The following is a 15,774-nucleotide window of genomic DNA, read 5'->3' as shown; positions in this document are numbered from 1 at the left end:
CCAGGATGCGCCCCGGCAGACTGCGGTGGTGAGCCTTCCGCGTCCGCTGTCCGGTGTCGGCGTCGTCCTGGAGCGCGCCGACGGTGCGGTCGCCGTCGGGCACCGGGTCACCGCCGGGGAGACGCCGAGCTGGTCGTTCCCGGGCGGTCACCTGGAGGGCGGGGAGCCGGTCGTCGCCGCGGCGCTGCGCGAGCTGGCGGAGGAGACCGGCGTCGTCGCTGCGACGGCGACGTTGTTCGCGGTGTGCGTCCGGCTCGACGGCGCGGGGGTGACCTTCGCGGTGCACGTGCCCGCACCCGCCGGGGCGGAGCTTCGGGTGACCGAGCCGCACGCGATCGACGCCTGGACCTGGGCCGACCCGGACGACCTGCCCGGACCGGTGTTCGCCCACACCTCCGCCGTCCGCCACGCCTGGCGCCGCCCCGGCGTCGCGCTCGACGGTTGGGACCTGCACCGCGTCGCGCCCTGAGGCGGCTACTCGCCGGTGGATCCGGTGGCGAGCTCGACGACGACGTCCAGGTGGCCGAGGTGGCGGGCGTACTCCTGGACGACGTGCAGCAGCGTCCGCTCGATCGTCGCGGGCGGTGCGCCGGCCCAGCGCCCGCTCGGCACCCCCGCGACGCCGGGCCCCACCGACTCCGCGATCTCGCGGGTACGCCGGCCCTGCGCGGCGAGCGCGGCGGCGACGTCGTCCGCGCCGACCCCGGGCGGCAGCGCCCACCGCCCGTCGACGTGGTCGGCCCAGGGGTCCGGGAGGTCGGCGTCGACGAAGCCCCACTCCAGCCAGCGGCGCTCCATGCTGCGCAGGTGGTGCAGCAGCTCCGCGGGAGACCAGCCCGACGGGAGCCTGCTGGCCGTGCGCTCGGGCTCGGGCAGCGCGGCGTACTTGTCGAGGACGCGGTCACGGTAGAAGTCGACGTAGCCGAGCAGCAGGGCGGTCGTGGAGGGAGCCGGGTCGGACGGCTCGGGGAGCCGGTCCCGGCGCAGGTGCAGCAGCGGGAACGGCCGGCCCCGCCCGTCGCGCTCGGAGCGCCCGGTCCGGACGAACCCCAGGCGCTCGTAGAGCCCGACCGCGCCCGGGTTCTGCTCGTTCACGTCGAGCTCCACCCGCGCCGTGCCGACGGTGGCCGCGGCCAGGAGCGCGGAGCCGACGCCCCGGCCGTGCGCGGACGGGTCGACGAACAGCGCCTCGACCCGATGGCCGTCGGTGCCGATCCAGCCGACCGGGGTGCCGTCGGCGTGCTGCGCGACCAGGACCGACAGTGCGGGCAGGGCGGCCGTGCGGACCTCGGTCTCGATCTCGTCGACGTCGTCCGGGGCGAGGAAGGTGTGCGTGGCCTCGACCGCCCGGCGCCAGATGCGGACCAGCTCGGGGTGGTCGGCGGGGGTGGCCGTGCGGACGGTCGGGGAGCTGCTCACCGGGACAGGATCGCAGCGGTGTCGACCGGGTTCGCCCACCGCGGGCCGGTGCCCGCGACGGGTGGCGGCCCGGATCACGGTCGACACCGGGAGCGGCGCCGTCGACGATCGCCCCATGACCGTCCTGGACGTCCTCCTGCCCCGGCTCGTCGCGCTGCCCGGGGTGCTCGCCGTGTCGCTGGGCGGCAGCCGGGCCCGGGGCACCCACCGCTCGGACAGCGACTGGGACCTCGGCGTCTACTACCGGGGCGGGTTCGACGCCCGGGCGCTCGGGCGCCTCGGCTTCGCCGGGCACGTCGCGCAGCCGGGCGAGTGGGGTCGCATCGTCAACGGCGGGGCGTGGCTGACCGTCGAGGGCGAACCGGTGGACGTGCTGCTGCGCGACCTCGACGTCGTCGACGTCTGGCGCACCGACGCCGACCACGGCCGGTTCGAGATCGACCAGGTCGAGGGTCATCTCGCCGGGCTGCCCACGTACACCCCGCTCGGCGAGATCGCCGTGAACCAGGTGCTCGCCGGGCGGCTGCCGGCCGTCGCCTACCCCACGGCCCTGCGCGAGGCGGCGCAGGAACGCTGGCGCTGGAACGCCGCGTTCTCGCTGACGATCGCCGAGCAGCACGTCCGGCGGGGCGACCGGACCCTCGCACTCGGCATGATGACGCGCGCCACCGCGCAGGCGGCGCACGCCGTCATGGCCGGGCGGGGTGCGTGGGTCCTGGGCGAGAAGGGGCTCGTGGACGACGCCGGTCTCGGCGGCGCCCACGACGTCCTCGGCGACGACCGGGCCGACCCGGCCGAGGTGCTCCACGAGCTGCGCGCGCTGCTCGACGCACCCCGGCCGCAGGAGCTCCGCAGCCACCGCACGCGGGCACGGACCGTCCGCCTCCGGCCCGCCGACGCCGGCGAGGTCCTGACCCTGCAGCGTGCGGCCTACGTGCCGGAGGCCCGGGCACACGAGGACATCGACCTGCCGCCGCTCACCGAGCACCTGGCGGAGATCCGCGAGCAGCTGGCCGACGGGTCGGTGACCGCCTGGGGCGTCCGCGACGACGGTCGGCTGGTCGCCGCCGTACGGATCACCCGGTCGGGGAGCACCGCCGTCGTGAGCCGGCTGGTGGTCGCTCCGGACCGGCAGGGCGAGGGCCTGGGGTCGGGCCTGCTCCGCCATGCCGAGGAGCAGCTCGACGACGACGTGTCGGTGATCGAGCTGTTCACCGGCGAGCACAGCGTCACGAACCTGCGGCTCTACGACCGGCTCGGGTTCCGGGAGACCCACCGGACCGACGCGGGGACCTACGCGCTGGTCCACATGGCGAAACCCCGGGGCACGGGGCGGGGTCGGTCCCCCGGCTGACCTCAGGCCCGGCTCAGAGCGACCGGAGCGTGGTCATCGCCGCGGTCTCCAGGTCCGCGACCCGCAGCAGCAGCCCGGCGGCCTCGGTCAGGGCGGCCGGGTCCTCCTCCAGCCCGGCCCGCTCGACGAGTCCGGCGACACGGGTCCACAGCGTCGCCGACTCGGCGTACAGGTCCCGGCCCCGTTCGACCGACGCGACGCGCTCACCCGGGCCGGCGTCGTCGAGCAGCGGCAGGCAGGCGGTGAGGAAGTCGCGGTAGAGGTTGCGGAACAGCGCCCCGCCGGTGCCGGCCCGTTCCATGAGCATCGCCATCTGCGGCAGGTCCCGGTGCGGGTCCTCGACGCGGTCGAACCAGGACCCGGCGCGCTTCGCCGTCGTCCGGATGCCGCGGTGCCCGATGTTGGCGATCGGCGGGTGCAGGAACGCCTCGGCACACTCGACGATCGCAGGCACGATCGCGGGGCCGGGGTCGACCGGCTCCCGGAGTCGTCCGAACGTGAACGACCGGTGCGGCGCCGACATCGGCCCCCGTGCGGCGCGCGCCCGGGCCAGGCTGTCCAGGCTCGTGCTGACCCGGCCGCCCTGCTGCGCGGTGTCGAGGAGGTACGCGGTCTCCGTGTCGTAGCCGAGCAGAGCGACGACGTGGCCCGCGAAGTGGACCCGGGAGCCGAAGTAGTCCAGGTCGTGGCTGTCGAGCTGCAGTCCGACGGGAACGCCGTCGTCGACGAGGGTGCGTACCTGGTCCCACGCCCGGCGGGCGGACGAGGTCTCCTGCACGCGCAGGTCGAGATCGAGGTGGCGGGCGAGGGTGCGGGTCAGCTCGAACGGCTTGACCCGCCCGCCCAGGAACGGCGCCGACTGCCGTTTGGAGTCCCAGTACACGAACGACAGCCCGGAACCGAGCCCGAACAGCATCGGTTCGTCGAGGTGGACGCCGACGTGCCCGAGGAGCGCGCCGAGCGCCGTCGTCTCGCAGTGGACGCCTCCCGTGGAGGGGACGCCGGTGGACGCATCAGTCATCGGACACCTGGACCCGCTCGGCGAGCCACGACCTCTCCGCACGCAGCTGGGACAGGGAGAACGAGAAGACGTCGCGCGCCTCCGCCGGGAGGGGCTCCTGCGCGGTCCGGGCGGCGACGACCGCGCCGATCCGGGTGTCGAGCCCGGCGAGCCGGGCCCGGAGTGCCTCCTCGACCTCGTGCGCGGGCAGCAGGGTCGAGTGGGCGAGGCCGGCGAGGAAGGAACGGGCGGGGACCCCGGCACCGGAGAGCAGCTCCCGGACGTCGGCGGCCGCGGCGCGGCGCCCCCGGTCGGTGATGCGGGCGACGCGGCGGGCCTTCGGGGAGGGGCGGTCGTCGTCGGCCTCGGCCAGGCCGCGGGCGGTCAGCTTGTCGAGCAGGTAGTAGATCGAGGAGAAGCCGATGTCGGTCCAGCGGCGGACGCCGCGCTCCTCGATGACCTGCTCGATGTCGTAGCCGTGGCGAGGGCGCTCGACCAGTGCCCCGAGAACGACGAGCTCGCCGATGGTCAGCTCCACGGCCTCTATTCTAGTACCAGAATAGAAGGCGCCACACCCGCACGAAACACGACGACACCGGCGCGAGACGCCGACGCAACGTGCCACTCCTACCGTCTCCACCTGCTGTATCCAGCCCTGGACACAACAGGTGGGGAGAATCGTCGATGTCGAGCGCCGTCGAGCACGCGGGCACGCCACCGCTGCGCGAGCGCGTCTACGCCGCTCTGCGGGACGACGTCGTCAACGGCGCCGTCGGCGCGGGCACCCGCCTCACCGAGCCGAAGCTCGCAGCGCGGTTCGGCATCTCCCGCACCCCGGTGCGCGAGGCCCTCGGCCGGCTCGTCGCCGACGGCCTCCTGCAGCGCGAGGAGGACTACGGCTACTCGGTCGTCGTCCCCGACCTGGCGGGGGTGCGTGACCTCTGGGAGGTCCGCATCGCGGTCGAGCTGCGCGGGATCGACCGATGCCGGGAGAACCCGGGCACCGTGCACGACGCCGGGGCGCTCCGCGCGGAGCTGGTCCGCTGGCACCGGATGCTCGAGGAGCCGCCCGAGGCGGGCCCGGGCTTCGTGCTGGAGGACGAACGGTTCCACAGCACGCTGCTCGCGGCGTCGGGCAACCCCGAGCTCGTCGCGGTGCTGACCGACGTGCACCGCCGGATCCGGCGGGTGCGGATGAACGACTACGTGCTCCCCGGTCGCGTCGAGGCGGCCGTGTCCGAGCACGTCGCCGTCGGCGAGGCGGTTCTCGCCGGACGGCTCGACACCGCCCGTCACCTGCTGCACCAGCACATGGGCGCCTCGTTGGAGATCGTCACCGAGCGCGCCGGTCGTGCCCTGCTCGCCACCGACACCCGGGACCGCCGCCGCGGCCCGGCCACCCTCGACGTGAGGACCTCATGAGACTCGCCGCGATGAAGCATCCCGCCGTCCTGATCGCGCTCGCCGCGGTCGCCGGGATCGCGTTCGGCCTGGTGACCGGCGAGTGGGCCGGCAACCTGAAGGTCGTCGGCGACGCCTTCATCCGGCTCGTCCAGATGGCGATCGTGCCGCTGGTCATGACCTCGGTGATCGCGGCCTGCGGGTCCATGACCGGGTCCGGCACCGGCCGGCTCGCGCTGCGGACCTTCGCCTGGATGATCGGCCTGTCGGTCGTGGCCGCGGTGGTCGCGGTGGTGCTCGGGCTGCTGTTCCGCCCGGGCGCCGGGATGGTCGCGACGGCCGCACCGGACGCCGCGCTGCCGGCCGCGGCAGCTCCGGAGAGCTGGCAGGACACGGTCCTCGGCTTCTTCACCACCAACGTCGTCGAGTCGATGGCCGAGGCGGCGATGGTGCCGATCATCCTGTTCTCGCTGCTGTTCGGCGTCGCCCTCCACCGGCACGTCACCGCGACGGGGAACACACTCGTCCTCGACGTCGTGGGGCAGTTCCAGCAGGTCCTGCTCACCCTGATCCGGCTGGTCATGTACGTCGCGCCGATCGGGGTGTTCGCGCTGCTCGCCGACCTGTCCGGCCGCATCGGCTTCGCCGTGGTCGGGTCGGCCCTGGCCTACCTCGGCACCACCCTGCTGGGCGTCGTCCTGCTCACCGCGCTGTTCGTGGCGATCGTCGCCGGGCGCACCCGGCTCAACCCCGCCCGCCTGCCGCGCAAGCTCGCCGAGCAGACCGCCGTCGCGGTCACGACGACGAGCTCGGCCGTCACCTACCCCACCGTCCTGCGCACCACGATCGAGAAGATCGGCGTGAGCCCCCGGGTCGCCAACTTCACGCTCTCGGTGGGGCTGACCATGGGGTCCTACGGCGCCGTCCTCAACTACACGATCGTCGTGCTGTTCCTCGCCCAGGCCGGCGGCGTCGACCTCTCGGCCGGTCAGATCGTGTTCGGGATGGTCCTCGCGATCCTGCTCAACATGGGCACGATCACCGTGCCGGGCGGGTTCCCCGTCCTCGGGACCACCCTCGGACTGCCCCTCGCGGCGGTCGGGCTCCTCATCGCCGTCGACTGGTTCACCGGGATCCTGCGGACGTTCCTCAACGTCAACGCCGACACCCTGGTGGCGATGCTCGTCGCGTACCCCGACGGGGAGATCGACCGGGAGATCTACGACGGCGTGCGCTCCGGGGAGCCGGCGGAGACGGGGGCCCGGAGCGCCTCGGACGCCTGACCGACCGCGGGGCTCGGACCCGGCGTTCGCCACCCGCCAGATGGCGGGTCGGGAGAATCGCGTTGCGTTGCAACGTCAACACCCGCGGTCTGCTCAGCGCGGCCGCTTCGCTCGCCGGCTGCACCGCCGGGTACGGCCAGGACACACCGCCCCGCTCGGTCCGCATCACGCCGCGCGGAGAGGCCGCACCACAGCCGCTGGACGCCCCGCCGCCGCGGACCCTGTCCGAGGTGGCTCCGGGGATCACGGTGTGGCTCGAACGCGACGGTGCACCGCACGCCAACGACGCGATCATCCTGGAACGTCTCTCCCTGGCGGTGCGGATGCGGCACGGGCGAGGGCGGAGCGACGCCGACGGTCGCCGTGACCTGAGCCTGGTACTGGACCGCGCGGTCCCCACCGAGGAACGCCGTGTGGCCGCCGCCCGCATCGGTCTCCTGCCCGGGGTGCGGTACCGCACCGTCGCGGCGCCCCTCTTCGCGGCCTGGGGCAGCCACCCGCCCGGCCCGGAAGACGTCATCGCGACCTCGTACGGCCCGATCCACGCCAGCGTCGTCGCCTGCGATCGGACCGTCGTGGACGCGACACCGTCCAGCATCGGAACGGCTGACGAGATCGACGGCCTGCACCGGTCCTTCCGGGCGGCCGTCGTCGCTCTGCGCCTGTGCGCCCCTCCGGCGACGCCCACCGTGCTGGCCGACGACTTCGGCGGCCTCATCGGCCTCCTCGCCGATCTGCCCCACGACAGCGACCAGCCCGATGTCGAGTCCGTCGACCTGGTGATGCGCCACCCCTGGGGTCCGACCACACTGGACGCCCTCGTCCGAGCGGGTTCGGTGCGCCAGGCCGCGCGGCTGGCCGGGGTGCACCACAGCACGCTGCAGGCCAGGATCGACGGCCTGACCGCCGACCTCGGCTACAACCCGCTCGACGACGGCATGGGACGAACCCGCCTCGGGCTGGCCTATCTCGTCTGGCGGCTACGCAATTCCCGCGTCCTGGACCTGCCCGCGCCCACCACGCGCTAGCGACTGCCGAACGTTCGACGCCCTCCCTGTCGCGGAGCCGCGAACAGCGGACGAGCAGGCTCTGCACCCGCCGTCCGCCCGTAGTGGCTCTACTCGTACGCCGGGTGCCGGATCGGGGTCGCGCGCTGTGCCCACCCGGGCAACGGGATCAGGCCGAGAGGGAACCCGTCGACACCGGGTGTGACCCACGACGGGGCGGAGCCCGGCCCGAGAACCCTCCGGTCAGTGCAACGGCGATCCGGGCAGGGGCCAGGCCATCGTCGATGTCGCCGACATGATGTGTTCTGGCCCTCCAGGAGGTGGCCACATGCCGTCCGCATACAGCGACCGACGAATGCTGACGCGGTCGTCCATGCCGCTGAACGGCCAGATGTGCACGATGCGCGCCGGCCCGTCGAGGGCGTACATGACGACTGTCAGTGGGTCGACACGATGCCGGCCAGGCAGTTTCTGCCGCCATCCGTCGATCGTCGCGGGAATCCCGCCCGGAATGAGGTGGTAGTCACGTATCTCATATACGGCACCGAAGGATCCGGTGACCACGGGCGGCACGAAGGGGAATGGCGCGAAGCTCTGCATGCTGAGGTCGGTGAGGTGCGGACCAGCTCCGAAGGGCTGTCGATCGTGCATGGCACGCTGCCGTTCGGCAGCCAATGCGGCGTCGTCGGGGAACTCGCGCAGAACGAAGACGCGGAACAGGATGTCGTGCTCACTCTCCCAGAGTCCGAGCAGACGACCGGTAGCCTCCGGAGCCGTCAACCACGGCATTATCCCTGCCTTTGCCTGCGCTGCGTCCGGCATTCGAAACGACAGGGTGGTCAACTCGTAGCGGATCGCCTGTGCGGCCGCCGCGACATCCTCACCGTCGATCATGGGCGCGTTCGTCACCTTTTGTTCCACTCCTTCTCCGCAGTAGTCGCCGTGATCTTCGGCATCGAGCCCCGGGGGCACACCGAAGTGGCGGGTCAGTCCAGCCCAGCCCGCTTGACCAGCTGTCCGGCGATGACGTTGCGCTGGACCTCGTTGGTGCCCTCGCCGACGATCATCAGCGGGGCGTCCCGGAAGTAGCGCTCCACATCGAACTCGGTGGAGTAGCCGTATCCGCCGTGGATCCGCACCGCGTTCAGCGCCACCTCCATGGCGACCTCGGAGGTGAACAGCTTCGCCATCCCCGCCTCCATGTCACAGCGTTCCCCGGCATCGAACCTCTCCGCCGCGAACAGGATCAGCTGCCGGGCAGCGGTCAGCTTCGTGGCCATCTCGGCCAGGTAGTTCCCGATCGACTGGTGCTGCCAGATCGGCTTGCCGAACGACTCCCGTTCCTGTGAGTAACGGAGTGCGTCGTCGAACGCTGCCCGCCCTACGCCCAACGCTCGCGCGGCCACCTGGATCCGCCCGGTCTCCAGCCCCTTCATCATCTGCGCGAATCCCTTGCCCGGGACCTCGCCGAGCACCGCCGACGCCGGCACCCGCATGTCGTCGAAGATCAGCTCGCAGGCCTCGACCCCCTTGTACCCCAGCTTGGGCAGGTCCTTCGACACCGTCAGGCCGGGCCCGTGCTCGACCAGCAGCACCGAGACGCCCCGGTACCGGGGCTCGGCCTTCGGGTCGGTCTTGCACAACAGCGCGATCAGCCCCGACCGGCGCGCGTTGGAGATCCACGTCTTCGACCCGTTGAGCACGTACTCCTCGCCCTCCAGGCGGGCGTTGGTCGACATGGCCTGCAGGTCCGAGCCGCCGCCCGGCTCGGTGAGCGCCATCGTCGCGCGCAGCTCCCCGGTCGCCATCCGCGGCAGGTAGCGGTCCTTCTGCTCCTGCGTCCCGAACGCCAGCAACAGTTTGGCCACGACGGTGTGCCCTCCCATCGCCCCGGCCAGGCTCATCCAGCCCCGGGCCAGCTCGGCTGTCACCAGCGCGTAGCAGGACATCGACACCGGGGCCTCGCCCCACGGCTCCGGGATCGCGAGCCCGTAGATCCCGAGCTCCTTCATCTGCTCGATGATCTTCTCGGGGTACTCGTTCGCGTGCTCCAGCTCCCGGACCACGGGCCTGACCTCGCGATCGACGAACTCGCGCACGGTGTCGACGACGTACTGTTCCTCGCTGCTCAAAGTGCTCATGATGGGTCCTCTCGGGGTTCGGGACGGTCCGACGGCCGCGTCAGACGATCGCGCGGTCGCGCAGGTCGGCCAGGTCGGCGTCGGAACGGCCGAGCTCGCGCAGGATGGAGTCGGTGTGCTCGCCGAGTGCCGGGACGTCGCCCATCACCGGTTCGACACCGGTGAGGTCGGCCGGGGGTCGCAGGGCGGCGACGATGCCACCGGGGACGGCGACCTCGTGCCAGCGCCGGCGACCGGCGAGCACGGGATGGTCGAGGAACTCCTCGATCTGGTTGATGCCGGCGTTGGCCACACCTGTCTCGTCCAGCAACGTCCCGGCGGCCGCCGTCGTGAGGCCCGCCAGCCTGACGCCGATCAGCTCGTCCAGCTCCTCGCGGTGGGCCACCCGCGCCGAGTTCGAGGCGAAGCGGGGCTCGGTCGCCAGGGTGGGATCGCCCAGTACCCCCGTGCACAGCGCGCGCCACTCGCGATCGTTCTGGACGGCCAGCAGCAGCCTGCCGTCCGCGGTGTCGTACGGGCCGTAGGGGGCGATGGTCGCGTGCTGGGCGCCGAACCGGACGGGCTGCCGTCCGCCGTGGCGCGTGTAGTACGCGGGCGCACCCATCCACTCGGCGAGCGCCTCGAACAGCGACACCTCCACCGCAGACACCTCGCCGGTCGTGGCGCGCCGCAGCAGAGCGGTGAGGATGCCGGAGTAGGCGTACATGCCGGCGGCGATATCCGCTATCGAGATGCCGACCTTCGCCATCTCGTCCGGTGTGCCGGTGATCGACAGCAGACCTGTCTCGCATTGCACGAGCAGGTCGTAGGCCTTGCGGTCCGCCCAGGGACCGCTCGTGCCCCAGCCGGACACCGTGCACGGAACGACCCGGGGGTGGCTCCGCGCGAGCGACGCCGCGTCCACTCCCAGGCGACCCGCGGCGCCGGGGCCGAGGTTGTGCACCATGACGTCCGCTCGGTCGAGCAGCTCGCCCATTACCACGCGCCCCTCGGGGGACTTCAGGTCGAGGGTGATCAATTCCTTGCCGCGGTTGAGCCAGACGAAGTAGCTCGAGTTCCCGTACACGGCCTCGTCGTAGCCACGGGCGAAATCGCCGGAGCCCGGGCGCTCGATCTTGATGACGCGGGCACCGAGGTCGGCGAGCTGGCGGGTCGCGAACGGGGCGGCCACCGCCTGTTCCAGGCCCACCACGGTGAGGCCGTGCAGAGGTGGGAGGGAGCTCATGCCGGTCCCTCCGGACGATGCGGATCGAGGACGGTCACGACGGTCGGGAGCCGCCGGTCGCGCGGCGCCGTCACGAGGACGCCTCCCCCGCTCGATGTCGTCATGCTGCTCCTCCGTCGGTCGACCCCAGTGGCGCCCTGGCATCGTGACCCAGCAGATGCGATCCGTGAAATGAAACATCACGATCAGCTCGATACGCTGTGCGCATGAACCTCGAGGACGTCGCGTGGTTCGTGGCGTTGGCGGAGACCCCGCACATGACGCAGGCGGCGCAGCGGTTGAACACCACCCAGCCCACGCTGTCGCGCAGCCTGGCGCGGCTGGAGCACGAGATCGGCGCACCGCTGTTCGATCGGGTCAACCGGCGGCTGCGACTCAACCCGTCCGGAGAGGTGTTCCTCCGGCACGCCCGGCGCAGCCTGCTCGAACTGCGGGCGGCGACCGAGCACATCCACGCACTGCGCGACCCGGAGCACGGCACGGTCCGGCTCGGTTTCCTGCACTCGGTCGCCACCTGGCTGGCACCCGAGCTGATCCGCGCATTCAGGGCGCGGGCGCCACGAGTGCAGTTCGCATTGACCCAGGCGGCGACCTACGAGCTGGAAGCGCTGGTCGCCGACGGCGTCGTGGACCTGGCGGTGACCGGTCCTCGCCCGGCGGACGAGGACCTGGCCTGGCACACGATCCACACCGAACAGCTGTGCCTCGTCGTCCCGCGCGACCACCGGCTCGCCGGCCACGACCGGGTCGGGATCGCGGAGGCCACCGGCGAGCCGTTCGTCATGCTGGGTCCGGACTTCGGGCTGCGCAGGCTGACCGACGACCTGCTCTCCCGCGCAGGTGTGGAACCGGAGGTCGCGTTCGAGACCGCCGAGATCGCGACGATGGAGAGCCTCGCCGCGGCCGGGCTCGGCGTCACCGTCGTCCCCCGACCGCGTCCACACCGTGCCGACCCGAACGCCGTCTACCTCCCGCTCACCGACGACGCCGCACAACGAGCACTCGGGCTGGTCTGGCGCGCGGGCCAGCCCGAGTCCCCGGTGTTGCGCCGTTTCCGGGCGTTCGTCCTCGCGCAGGAGTGGAGGGCGTTGTGAGACGGACCGTCGTGGACCGCCTCACGTGCGCGTCTGGTTGACCGGAGTGGCGGTGTCGGCGATCAGATTCCAGAAGGCCCGGCCGGCCTCGGTCGTCATCCCGGCCGGACGAGTGGCGGCGGCGACCGTCCAGACCAGGGAGGCGTTCGTGAGCGGCACCATCGCCACCGGTACCCGGGTCGCGATCGCGAGTGGCCGCGGCACGATGGCGATCCCGAGACCGTGCGCGACGAGTTCCAGGAGGGAACCGATCTCGTTGCACGTGACCCGCACCGTGCGAGTGATGCCCGCGGACGCGATCGCCCGGTCCGTGACCTGCCGTGCCGCCAGGTCCACGTCGAAGTCGACGAACACCTCGTCCGCGAGATCGGCCAGCGCTACGGAGGGCTGCTTGCTCAGCCGGTGTCCCACCGGACACGCGAGCACCATCGGGTAGGTGACCAAGGGGGTCAGGCGGATGCCTTCCGGGGGTTCGAGCGGCATCGTCACGAAGGCGAGCTCGATGGTCTCGTCCGCGAGATCGGCGAAGTGCCTCAACGGCATCCCGACGACCACGTCGACATCGACATCGGGGTTGCCGGCGACGAACCGGCTGATCAGGGCCGCGAGGTCGAGCCCGGCGAACGACGGGATGCAGCCGACCCGCAGGGTGCTCTGGGTGACCCCCGGGCCGCGACGGATCTGACTCTCGAGCGCATCGAGCGTCGCCAGGGCGCGCCGGGCGCCCGAGTAGAGCTCACGCCCGGCCTCGGTCAGCTCCGCCCGCTTGCGGGTTCGGACGAACAGGCGGACGCCGAGCGAGTGCTCGAGCGCGCGGATCGACGACGACAGGCCGGGCTGGGAGATGTGCAACCGCTCAGCCGCGGACGTGAACGTGCCGGCATCGGCGATCGCCAGGAAGTGCTGCAGCTGACGGGTCTCCATGCATAGCTCCAGGTTATGGGAAAGACAGATTTCCTATATTGGACGTGCTGTAGCTATGTCAAGCACTCTGTCGTCGAACTCGTGGACGAGGAGAGATCATGGCGAACAGCACCGACGACCTGCACGGCCTCGACCTCGGCACCCTGCTCGCCGGCCTCCCACCGACCGGCGCCTGGAGCGCCCGGTTCGAGCTGCCGGACGTGGACTTCGGACTGCGGTCCACGGGGTCGACCGTCCAGGTCGTCCCCGCCACCGGCATCAACGACGCCTGGGACTTCGAGCTGCTGGTGAGCGAGTCCGAGTGGACCAGCTTCTGTCGCACCCCGTGCCCACGTGGCTTCACCACCGCCCAGGCCCTCGTCGCCACCTCCGGCGGTGCCCCGATCCGTGGGGACCGTGCGGTGTGGGCACGGGCCGCGCTCGTCGTCGACCGCGTCCTGGCTGCCCTGCGTGACGCGGTGACACCTGCCCCGCAGCGGCGTCCGGACCCCGCGGTGCCGGCCTCCGGGCTGAGCCCCGTGATCGGGCGCTACCTCACGGTCGAGGTCGACGGCCGGGCGGAGCGCCTGTACTTCGAGTCGGCCGGCACCGGTCCTCCGCTGGTGTGCCTGCACACCGCGGGCGCGGACTCCCGGCAGTTCCGGTACCTGATGGAGGACCCGGAGCTCACCGCGGAGTGGACGGTCTATGCGTTCGACATGCCCTGGCACGGCCGCTCGGAACCGCCCTCCGACTGGCAGCGGCAGACCTACCGGCTCACGACGGCCACCTACGCCGCCACGGTGCTGGCGTTCATGGACGGCCTGGGGCTGGAGCGGCCGGTGCTGGCCGGTTGTTCGATGGGTGGCGCGATCGCCCTGTACCTGGCTGCCGTGCACGGAGACCGGTTCACCGGCGTGTGCGCCCTGGAGGGAGGCCTCGGCAACCCCTCACGGTTCGTCGACTGGACCAACCGGACGGACGTCGACCATTCGTTGTTCCTGACCAGCTGGGTCGGCGGCCTGATCGCCCCCACCAGTCCCGCGGGCCCGGCCGCCCAGACCCTGTGGGGCTACGCCCAGTCCGGCCCCGGCGTCTACCAGGGCGACACCTACTTCTACTCCCAGGACCTGCCCCGCGTCGCCGGCTCCCTCGGCACCGCCCGCTGCCCGCTCTACGTGTTCAGCGGCGAGTACGACTACTCGGCCACCACCGAGATGAGTCGCGCGGCCGCGGAACGCCTGGGCGGACAGCTCGTCGAGATGAGCGGGAAGGGCCACTTCCCCATGTCCGAGGACCCGACCAGCTTCGCCGGCTACTTCCTCCCCGTCCTCTCGCTGCTGCACGACAAGTACGAGCGCTGATCGACCCGGCGGTGGACCTGCGGTCCACCGCTGTCCAGACCATCCCAGAGAAGTGGTGAGTCTCTTGTCAGCATCCGTGACCCGGAGCGGCATCGCCGGTCCGGACCGACGCAGGCGCCTCGCCGCCGCCGGCATCGGGAACTTCATGGAGTGGTTCGACTTCGCCATCTACGGCTTCTTCGCCACGGCGATCGGTTCGAACTTCTTCCCCAGCTCCAGCCCCACCGCGTCGCTGCTGTCCACCCTGGCGGTGTACGGCGTGGCCTTTCTGATGCGGCCCGTGGGCGGGTTCGTGATCGGCGCGATCGGCGACCGCCGCGGGCGGCGCTTCGCGCTGATGCTCTCCGTGGTCCTCATGGGCCTCGCGACCGCACTCATCGCGCTCCTGCCGTCCTACGCCGCGATCGGCGTCACCGCGCCGGCCCTGCTCGTACTGCTGCGCTGCGTCCAGGGCTTCAGCGCCGGCGGCGAATGGACCGGGTCGGCCGCATTCCTGGTGGAGAGCGCTCCGTCGAACAGACGCGGTGTCACCGCGGCCGTCATCCCGATGACCGCCGCCCTCGCCGTCACGGTGGGCGCCTGCTCCGCCCTGCTCATCCAGTCCACCGTCGCGCCCGAGGACATCGTCGTCTGGGAGTGGCGCATCCCGTTCCTCGCCGCGTTCCCGCTCACCCTCGTGGGGCTCTACCTCCGTGTGCGGCTCGAGGACACCGAGGTCTTCCAGGAGCTGAAGGCCCGCGGCGACATCTCCGACGCGCCGATCCGCGCGGTCGGGCGCAGTGGGGGCCGCAACGTCGCGATCTCCTTCGCCCTCTCCGCCATCACGGTGTTGGGCTTCTACTACATCGCGACGTACGTGACGACCTTCCTGACGGTCACGGTCACGATGGACCGCTCCACGGCGTTGGTCGTCGTCGCCGTCGGTGCGCTGTCGTATGCGGCGCTGTGCCCCGTCATGGGCGCCCTGTCCGACCGTGTCGGCCGACGACCGCTGTCCCTGCTCGGCGGCGCCGGGCTGGCCGTGTCCGCCGTGCCCGCCTTCCTGCTCATGGCAACCGGCGTCCCCGTCGTCGCGGTCCTCGGCCTCGTGCTGTTCGGGATCTTCGAGGCCATGCACAACAGCACCACGACCGTGATGCTGGTCGAGTTGTTCCCGGCTCACATGCGCTCCACCGGCAGCGCGATCGGCTACAACCTGGGCGCGGCCCTTGTCGCCGGACCGGGACCCCTGATCGCCGCAGCACTCGCCGCGGCCGGGGCCGGGGCCGGCCTACCTGCGCTCTACATCGCCGGTGTCGCCCTCGTCTGCACGATCGTCCTGTGGCGTGTGCTGCCGGAGACGCGGTGGCGCGACATCGGCCTCACCGAGCAGGACGCGCGGCCGGCGGCCGTGGCAGACGCGCCGGCGACGCCCTAGGTGTGATGTCCAGGGAGGTTGGTCAGCCTGGTGACTGGTGGCTGGCCGCCGATGGCGGAGTGAGCGCGGTGGTGATTGTAGAAGTGCATCCAGCCGGGTAGGGCGTCGTTGCGTTGGCGGGTCGACTCATAGAGTCGGGCGTAGGCCCAGCCGTCGGCCAGGGTCC

General features: G+C 71.9%; 16 protein-coding genes. 8 read left to right on the top strand and 8 right to left on the bottom strand.

What is annotated here, in order from left to right; translation table 11 throughout:
* Positions 1-28: 28 nt before the first annotated feature.
* Positions 29-469: an NUDIX domain-containing protein gene (locus FVA95_RS19515; RefSeq protein WP_161992359.1), complete on the top strand. Its 441-nt coding sequence runs from the start codon at positions 29-31 to the stop codon at positions 467-469.
* A 5-nt stretch (positions 470-474) separates the two neighbouring features.
* Here FVA95_RS19515 and FVA95_RS33085 read toward each other — a convergent pair whose 3' ends face one another.
* Positions 475-1,419 carry an acetyltransferase gene (locus tag FVA95_RS33085; RefSeq protein WP_240051608.1) on the bottom strand — a complete coding sequence of 315 codons (945 nt, stop codon included), beginning with the start codon at positions 1,417-1,419 and terminating at the stop codon, positions 475-477.
* Between the two features lie 115 nt (positions 1,420-1,534).
* Between FVA95_RS33085 and FVA95_RS33970 the strand changes: the two genes are divergently transcribed.
* Positions 1,535-2,773 carry a GNAT family N-acetyltransferase gene (locus FVA95_RS33970; RefSeq protein ID WP_149665469.1) on the top strand — a complete coding sequence of 413 codons (1,239 nt, stop codon included), beginning with the start codon at positions 1,535-1,537 and terminating at the stop codon, positions 2,771-2,773.
* 13 nt (positions 2,774-2,786) lie between these two features.
* On the opposite strand, the gene FVA95_RS19500 is transcribed toward FVA95_RS33970, so the two are convergent.
* Both FVA95_RS19500 and FVA95_RS19495 read right to left on the bottom strand, forming a co-directional pair.
* On the bottom strand, positions 2,787-3,794 hold the full coding sequence (locus tag FVA95_RS19500; protein ID WP_149665468.1) for a BtrH N-terminal domain-containing protein: 1,008 nt from the start codon (positions 3,792-3,794) through the stop codon (positions 2,787-2,789).
* Positions 3,787-4,311, bottom strand: coding sequence for a PadR family transcriptional regulator (locus FVA95_RS19495; RefSeq protein WP_164514886.1), 525 nt, complete (start codon positions 4,309-4,311; stop codon positions 3,787-3,789). Before FVA95_RS19495 ends, FVA95_RS19500 begins: the two co-directional genes overlap by 8 nt.
* A 146-nt stretch (positions 4,312-4,457) precedes the next feature.
* Between FVA95_RS19495 and FVA95_RS19490 the strand changes: the two genes are divergently transcribed.
* The 3 genes from FVA95_RS19490 to FVA95_RS19480 all read left to right on the top strand — a co-directional run bounded on the left by FVA95_RS19490 (position 4,458) and on the right by FVA95_RS19480 (position 7,485).
* Entirely contained in the window at positions 4,458-5,195 is a 738-nt protein-coding gene (locus tag FVA95_RS19490; protein WP_149665467.1) for a GntR family transcriptional regulator, read from the top strand.
* Positions 5,196-5,206: 11 nt separating this feature from the next.
* Positions 5,207-6,457 (top strand): dicarboxylate/amino acid:cation symporter, encoded by a 1,251-nt coding sequence (locus FVA95_RS19485; protein WP_205015903.1) that lies wholly within the window; start codon positions 5,207-5,209, stop codon positions 6,455-6,457.
* A 62-nt stretch (positions 6,458-6,519) separates the two neighbouring features.
* Entirely contained in the window at positions 6,520-7,485 is a 966-nt protein-coding gene (locus FVA95_RS19480; RefSeq protein WP_149665465.1) for a helix-turn-helix domain-containing protein, read from the top strand.
* A 222-nt stretch (positions 7,486-7,707) separates the two neighbouring features.
* Here the strand turns inward: FVA95_RS19480 and FVA95_RS19475 are convergent, their stop codons facing one another.
* The 3 genes from FVA95_RS19475 to FVA95_RS19465 form a co-directional block, all read right to left on the bottom strand.
* A complete protein-coding gene (locus FVA95_RS19475; protein ID WP_240051607.1) occupies positions 7,708-8,373 on the bottom strand; it encodes an NIPSNAP family protein in 666 nt (221 codons plus the stop codon).
* A gap of 77 nt (positions 8,374-8,450) precedes the next feature.
* Positions 8,451-9,605: an acyl-CoA dehydrogenase family protein gene (locus FVA95_RS19470; RefSeq protein WP_149665464.1), complete on the bottom strand. Its 1,155-nt coding sequence runs from the start codon at positions 9,603-9,605 to the stop codon at positions 8,451-8,453.
* Positions 9,606-9,645: 40 nt separating this feature from the next.
* The gene (locus tag FVA95_RS19465) at positions 9,646-10,830 is read right to left on the bottom strand and encodes a CaiB/BaiF CoA-transferase family protein (RefSeq protein ID WP_149665463.1); all 1,185 of its coding nucleotides are present in this window, start codon (positions 10,828-10,830) and stop codon (positions 9,646-9,648) included.
* 206 nt (positions 10,831-11,036) lie between these two features.
* Between FVA95_RS19465 and FVA95_RS19460 the strand changes: the two genes are divergently transcribed.
* Complete coding sequence (locus FVA95_RS19460; RefSeq protein WP_149665462.1) at positions 11,037-11,924, top strand: LysR family transcriptional regulator; 888 nt, start codon at positions 11,037-11,039, stop codon at positions 11,922-11,924.
* Between the two features lie 21 nt (positions 11,925-11,945).
* Here the strand turns inward: FVA95_RS19460 and FVA95_RS19455 are convergent, their stop codons facing one another.
* Entirely contained in the window at positions 11,946-12,848 is a 903-nt protein-coding gene (locus FVA95_RS19455; RefSeq protein ID WP_149665461.1) for a LysR family transcriptional regulator, read from the bottom strand.
* Positions 12,849-12,946: 98 nt separating this feature from the next.
* Between FVA95_RS19455 and FVA95_RS19450 the strand changes: the two genes are divergently transcribed.
* Both FVA95_RS19450 and FVA95_RS19445 read left to right on the top strand, forming a co-directional pair.
* Entirely contained in the window at positions 12,947-14,191 is a 1,245-nt protein-coding gene (locus FVA95_RS19450; RefSeq protein WP_149665460.1) for an alpha/beta fold hydrolase, read from the top strand.
* A gap of 76 nt (positions 14,192-14,267) precedes the next feature.
* Positions 14,268-15,608, top strand: a complete 1,341-nt coding sequence (locus tag FVA95_RS19445; protein WP_240051606.1) for an MFS transporter — start codon at positions 14,268-14,270, stop codon at positions 15,606-15,608.
* On the opposite strand, the gene FVA95_RS19440 is transcribed toward FVA95_RS19445, so the two are convergent.
* Positions 15,605-15,774: integrase core domain-containing protein (locus FVA95_RS19440; protein ID WP_149664027.1), on the bottom strand; the 170-nt coding region annotated here is incomplete at its 5' end. The two genes, FVA95_RS19445 and FVA95_RS19440, sit on opposite strands and share 4 nt — an antisense overlap.

It is taken from the genome of Pseudonocardia sp. EV170527-09 (assembly GCF_008369905.1).
Taxonomy (GTDB): Bacteria; Actinomycetota; Actinomycetes; order Mycobacteriales; family Pseudonocardiaceae; genus Pseudonocardia.
This window is presented reverse-complemented; position numbering and strand designations above follow the sequence as displayed.

What these genes read in the sequence shown, in the direction of transcription:
- FVA95_RS19485 (WP_205015903.1), top strand. Translation starts at nt 5,207, where the DNA reads ATGAAGCATCCCGCCGTCCTGATCGCGCTCGCCGCGGTCGCCGGGATC.
- FVA95_RS19500 (WP_149665468.1), bottom strand. Translation starts at nt 3,794, where the DNA reads ATGACTGATGCGTCCACCGGCGTCCCCTCCACGGGAGGCGTCCACTGC.
- FVA95_RS33970 (WP_149665469.1), top strand. Translation starts at nt 1,535, where the DNA reads ATGACCGTCCTGGACGTCCTCCTGCCCCGGCTCGTCGCGCTGCCCGGG.
- FVA95_RS19460 (WP_149665462.1), top strand. Translation starts at nt 11,037, where the DNA reads ATGAACCTCGAGGACGTCGCGTGGTTCGTGGCGTTGGCGGAGACCCCG.
- FVA95_RS19455 (WP_149665461.1), bottom strand. Translation starts at nt 12,848, where the DNA reads ATGGAGACCCGTCAGCTGCAGCACTTCCTGGCGATCGCCGATGCCGGC.
- FVA95_RS19470 (WP_149665464.1), bottom strand. Translation starts at nt 9,605, where the DNA reads ATGAGCACTTTGAGCAGCGAGGAACAGTACGTCGTCGACACCGTGCGC.
- FVA95_RS19450 (WP_149665460.1), top strand. Translation starts at nt 12,947, where the DNA reads ATGGCGAACAGCACCGACGACCTGCACGGCCTCGACCTCGGCACCCTG.
- FVA95_RS19490 (WP_149665467.1), top strand. Translation starts at nt 4,458, where the DNA reads ATGTCGAGCGCCGTCGAGCACGCGGGCACGCCACCGCTGCGCGAGCGC.
- FVA95_RS19465 (WP_149665463.1), bottom strand. Translation starts at nt 10,830, where the DNA reads ATGAGCTCCCTCCCACCTCTGCACGGCCTCACCGTGGTGGGCCTGGAA.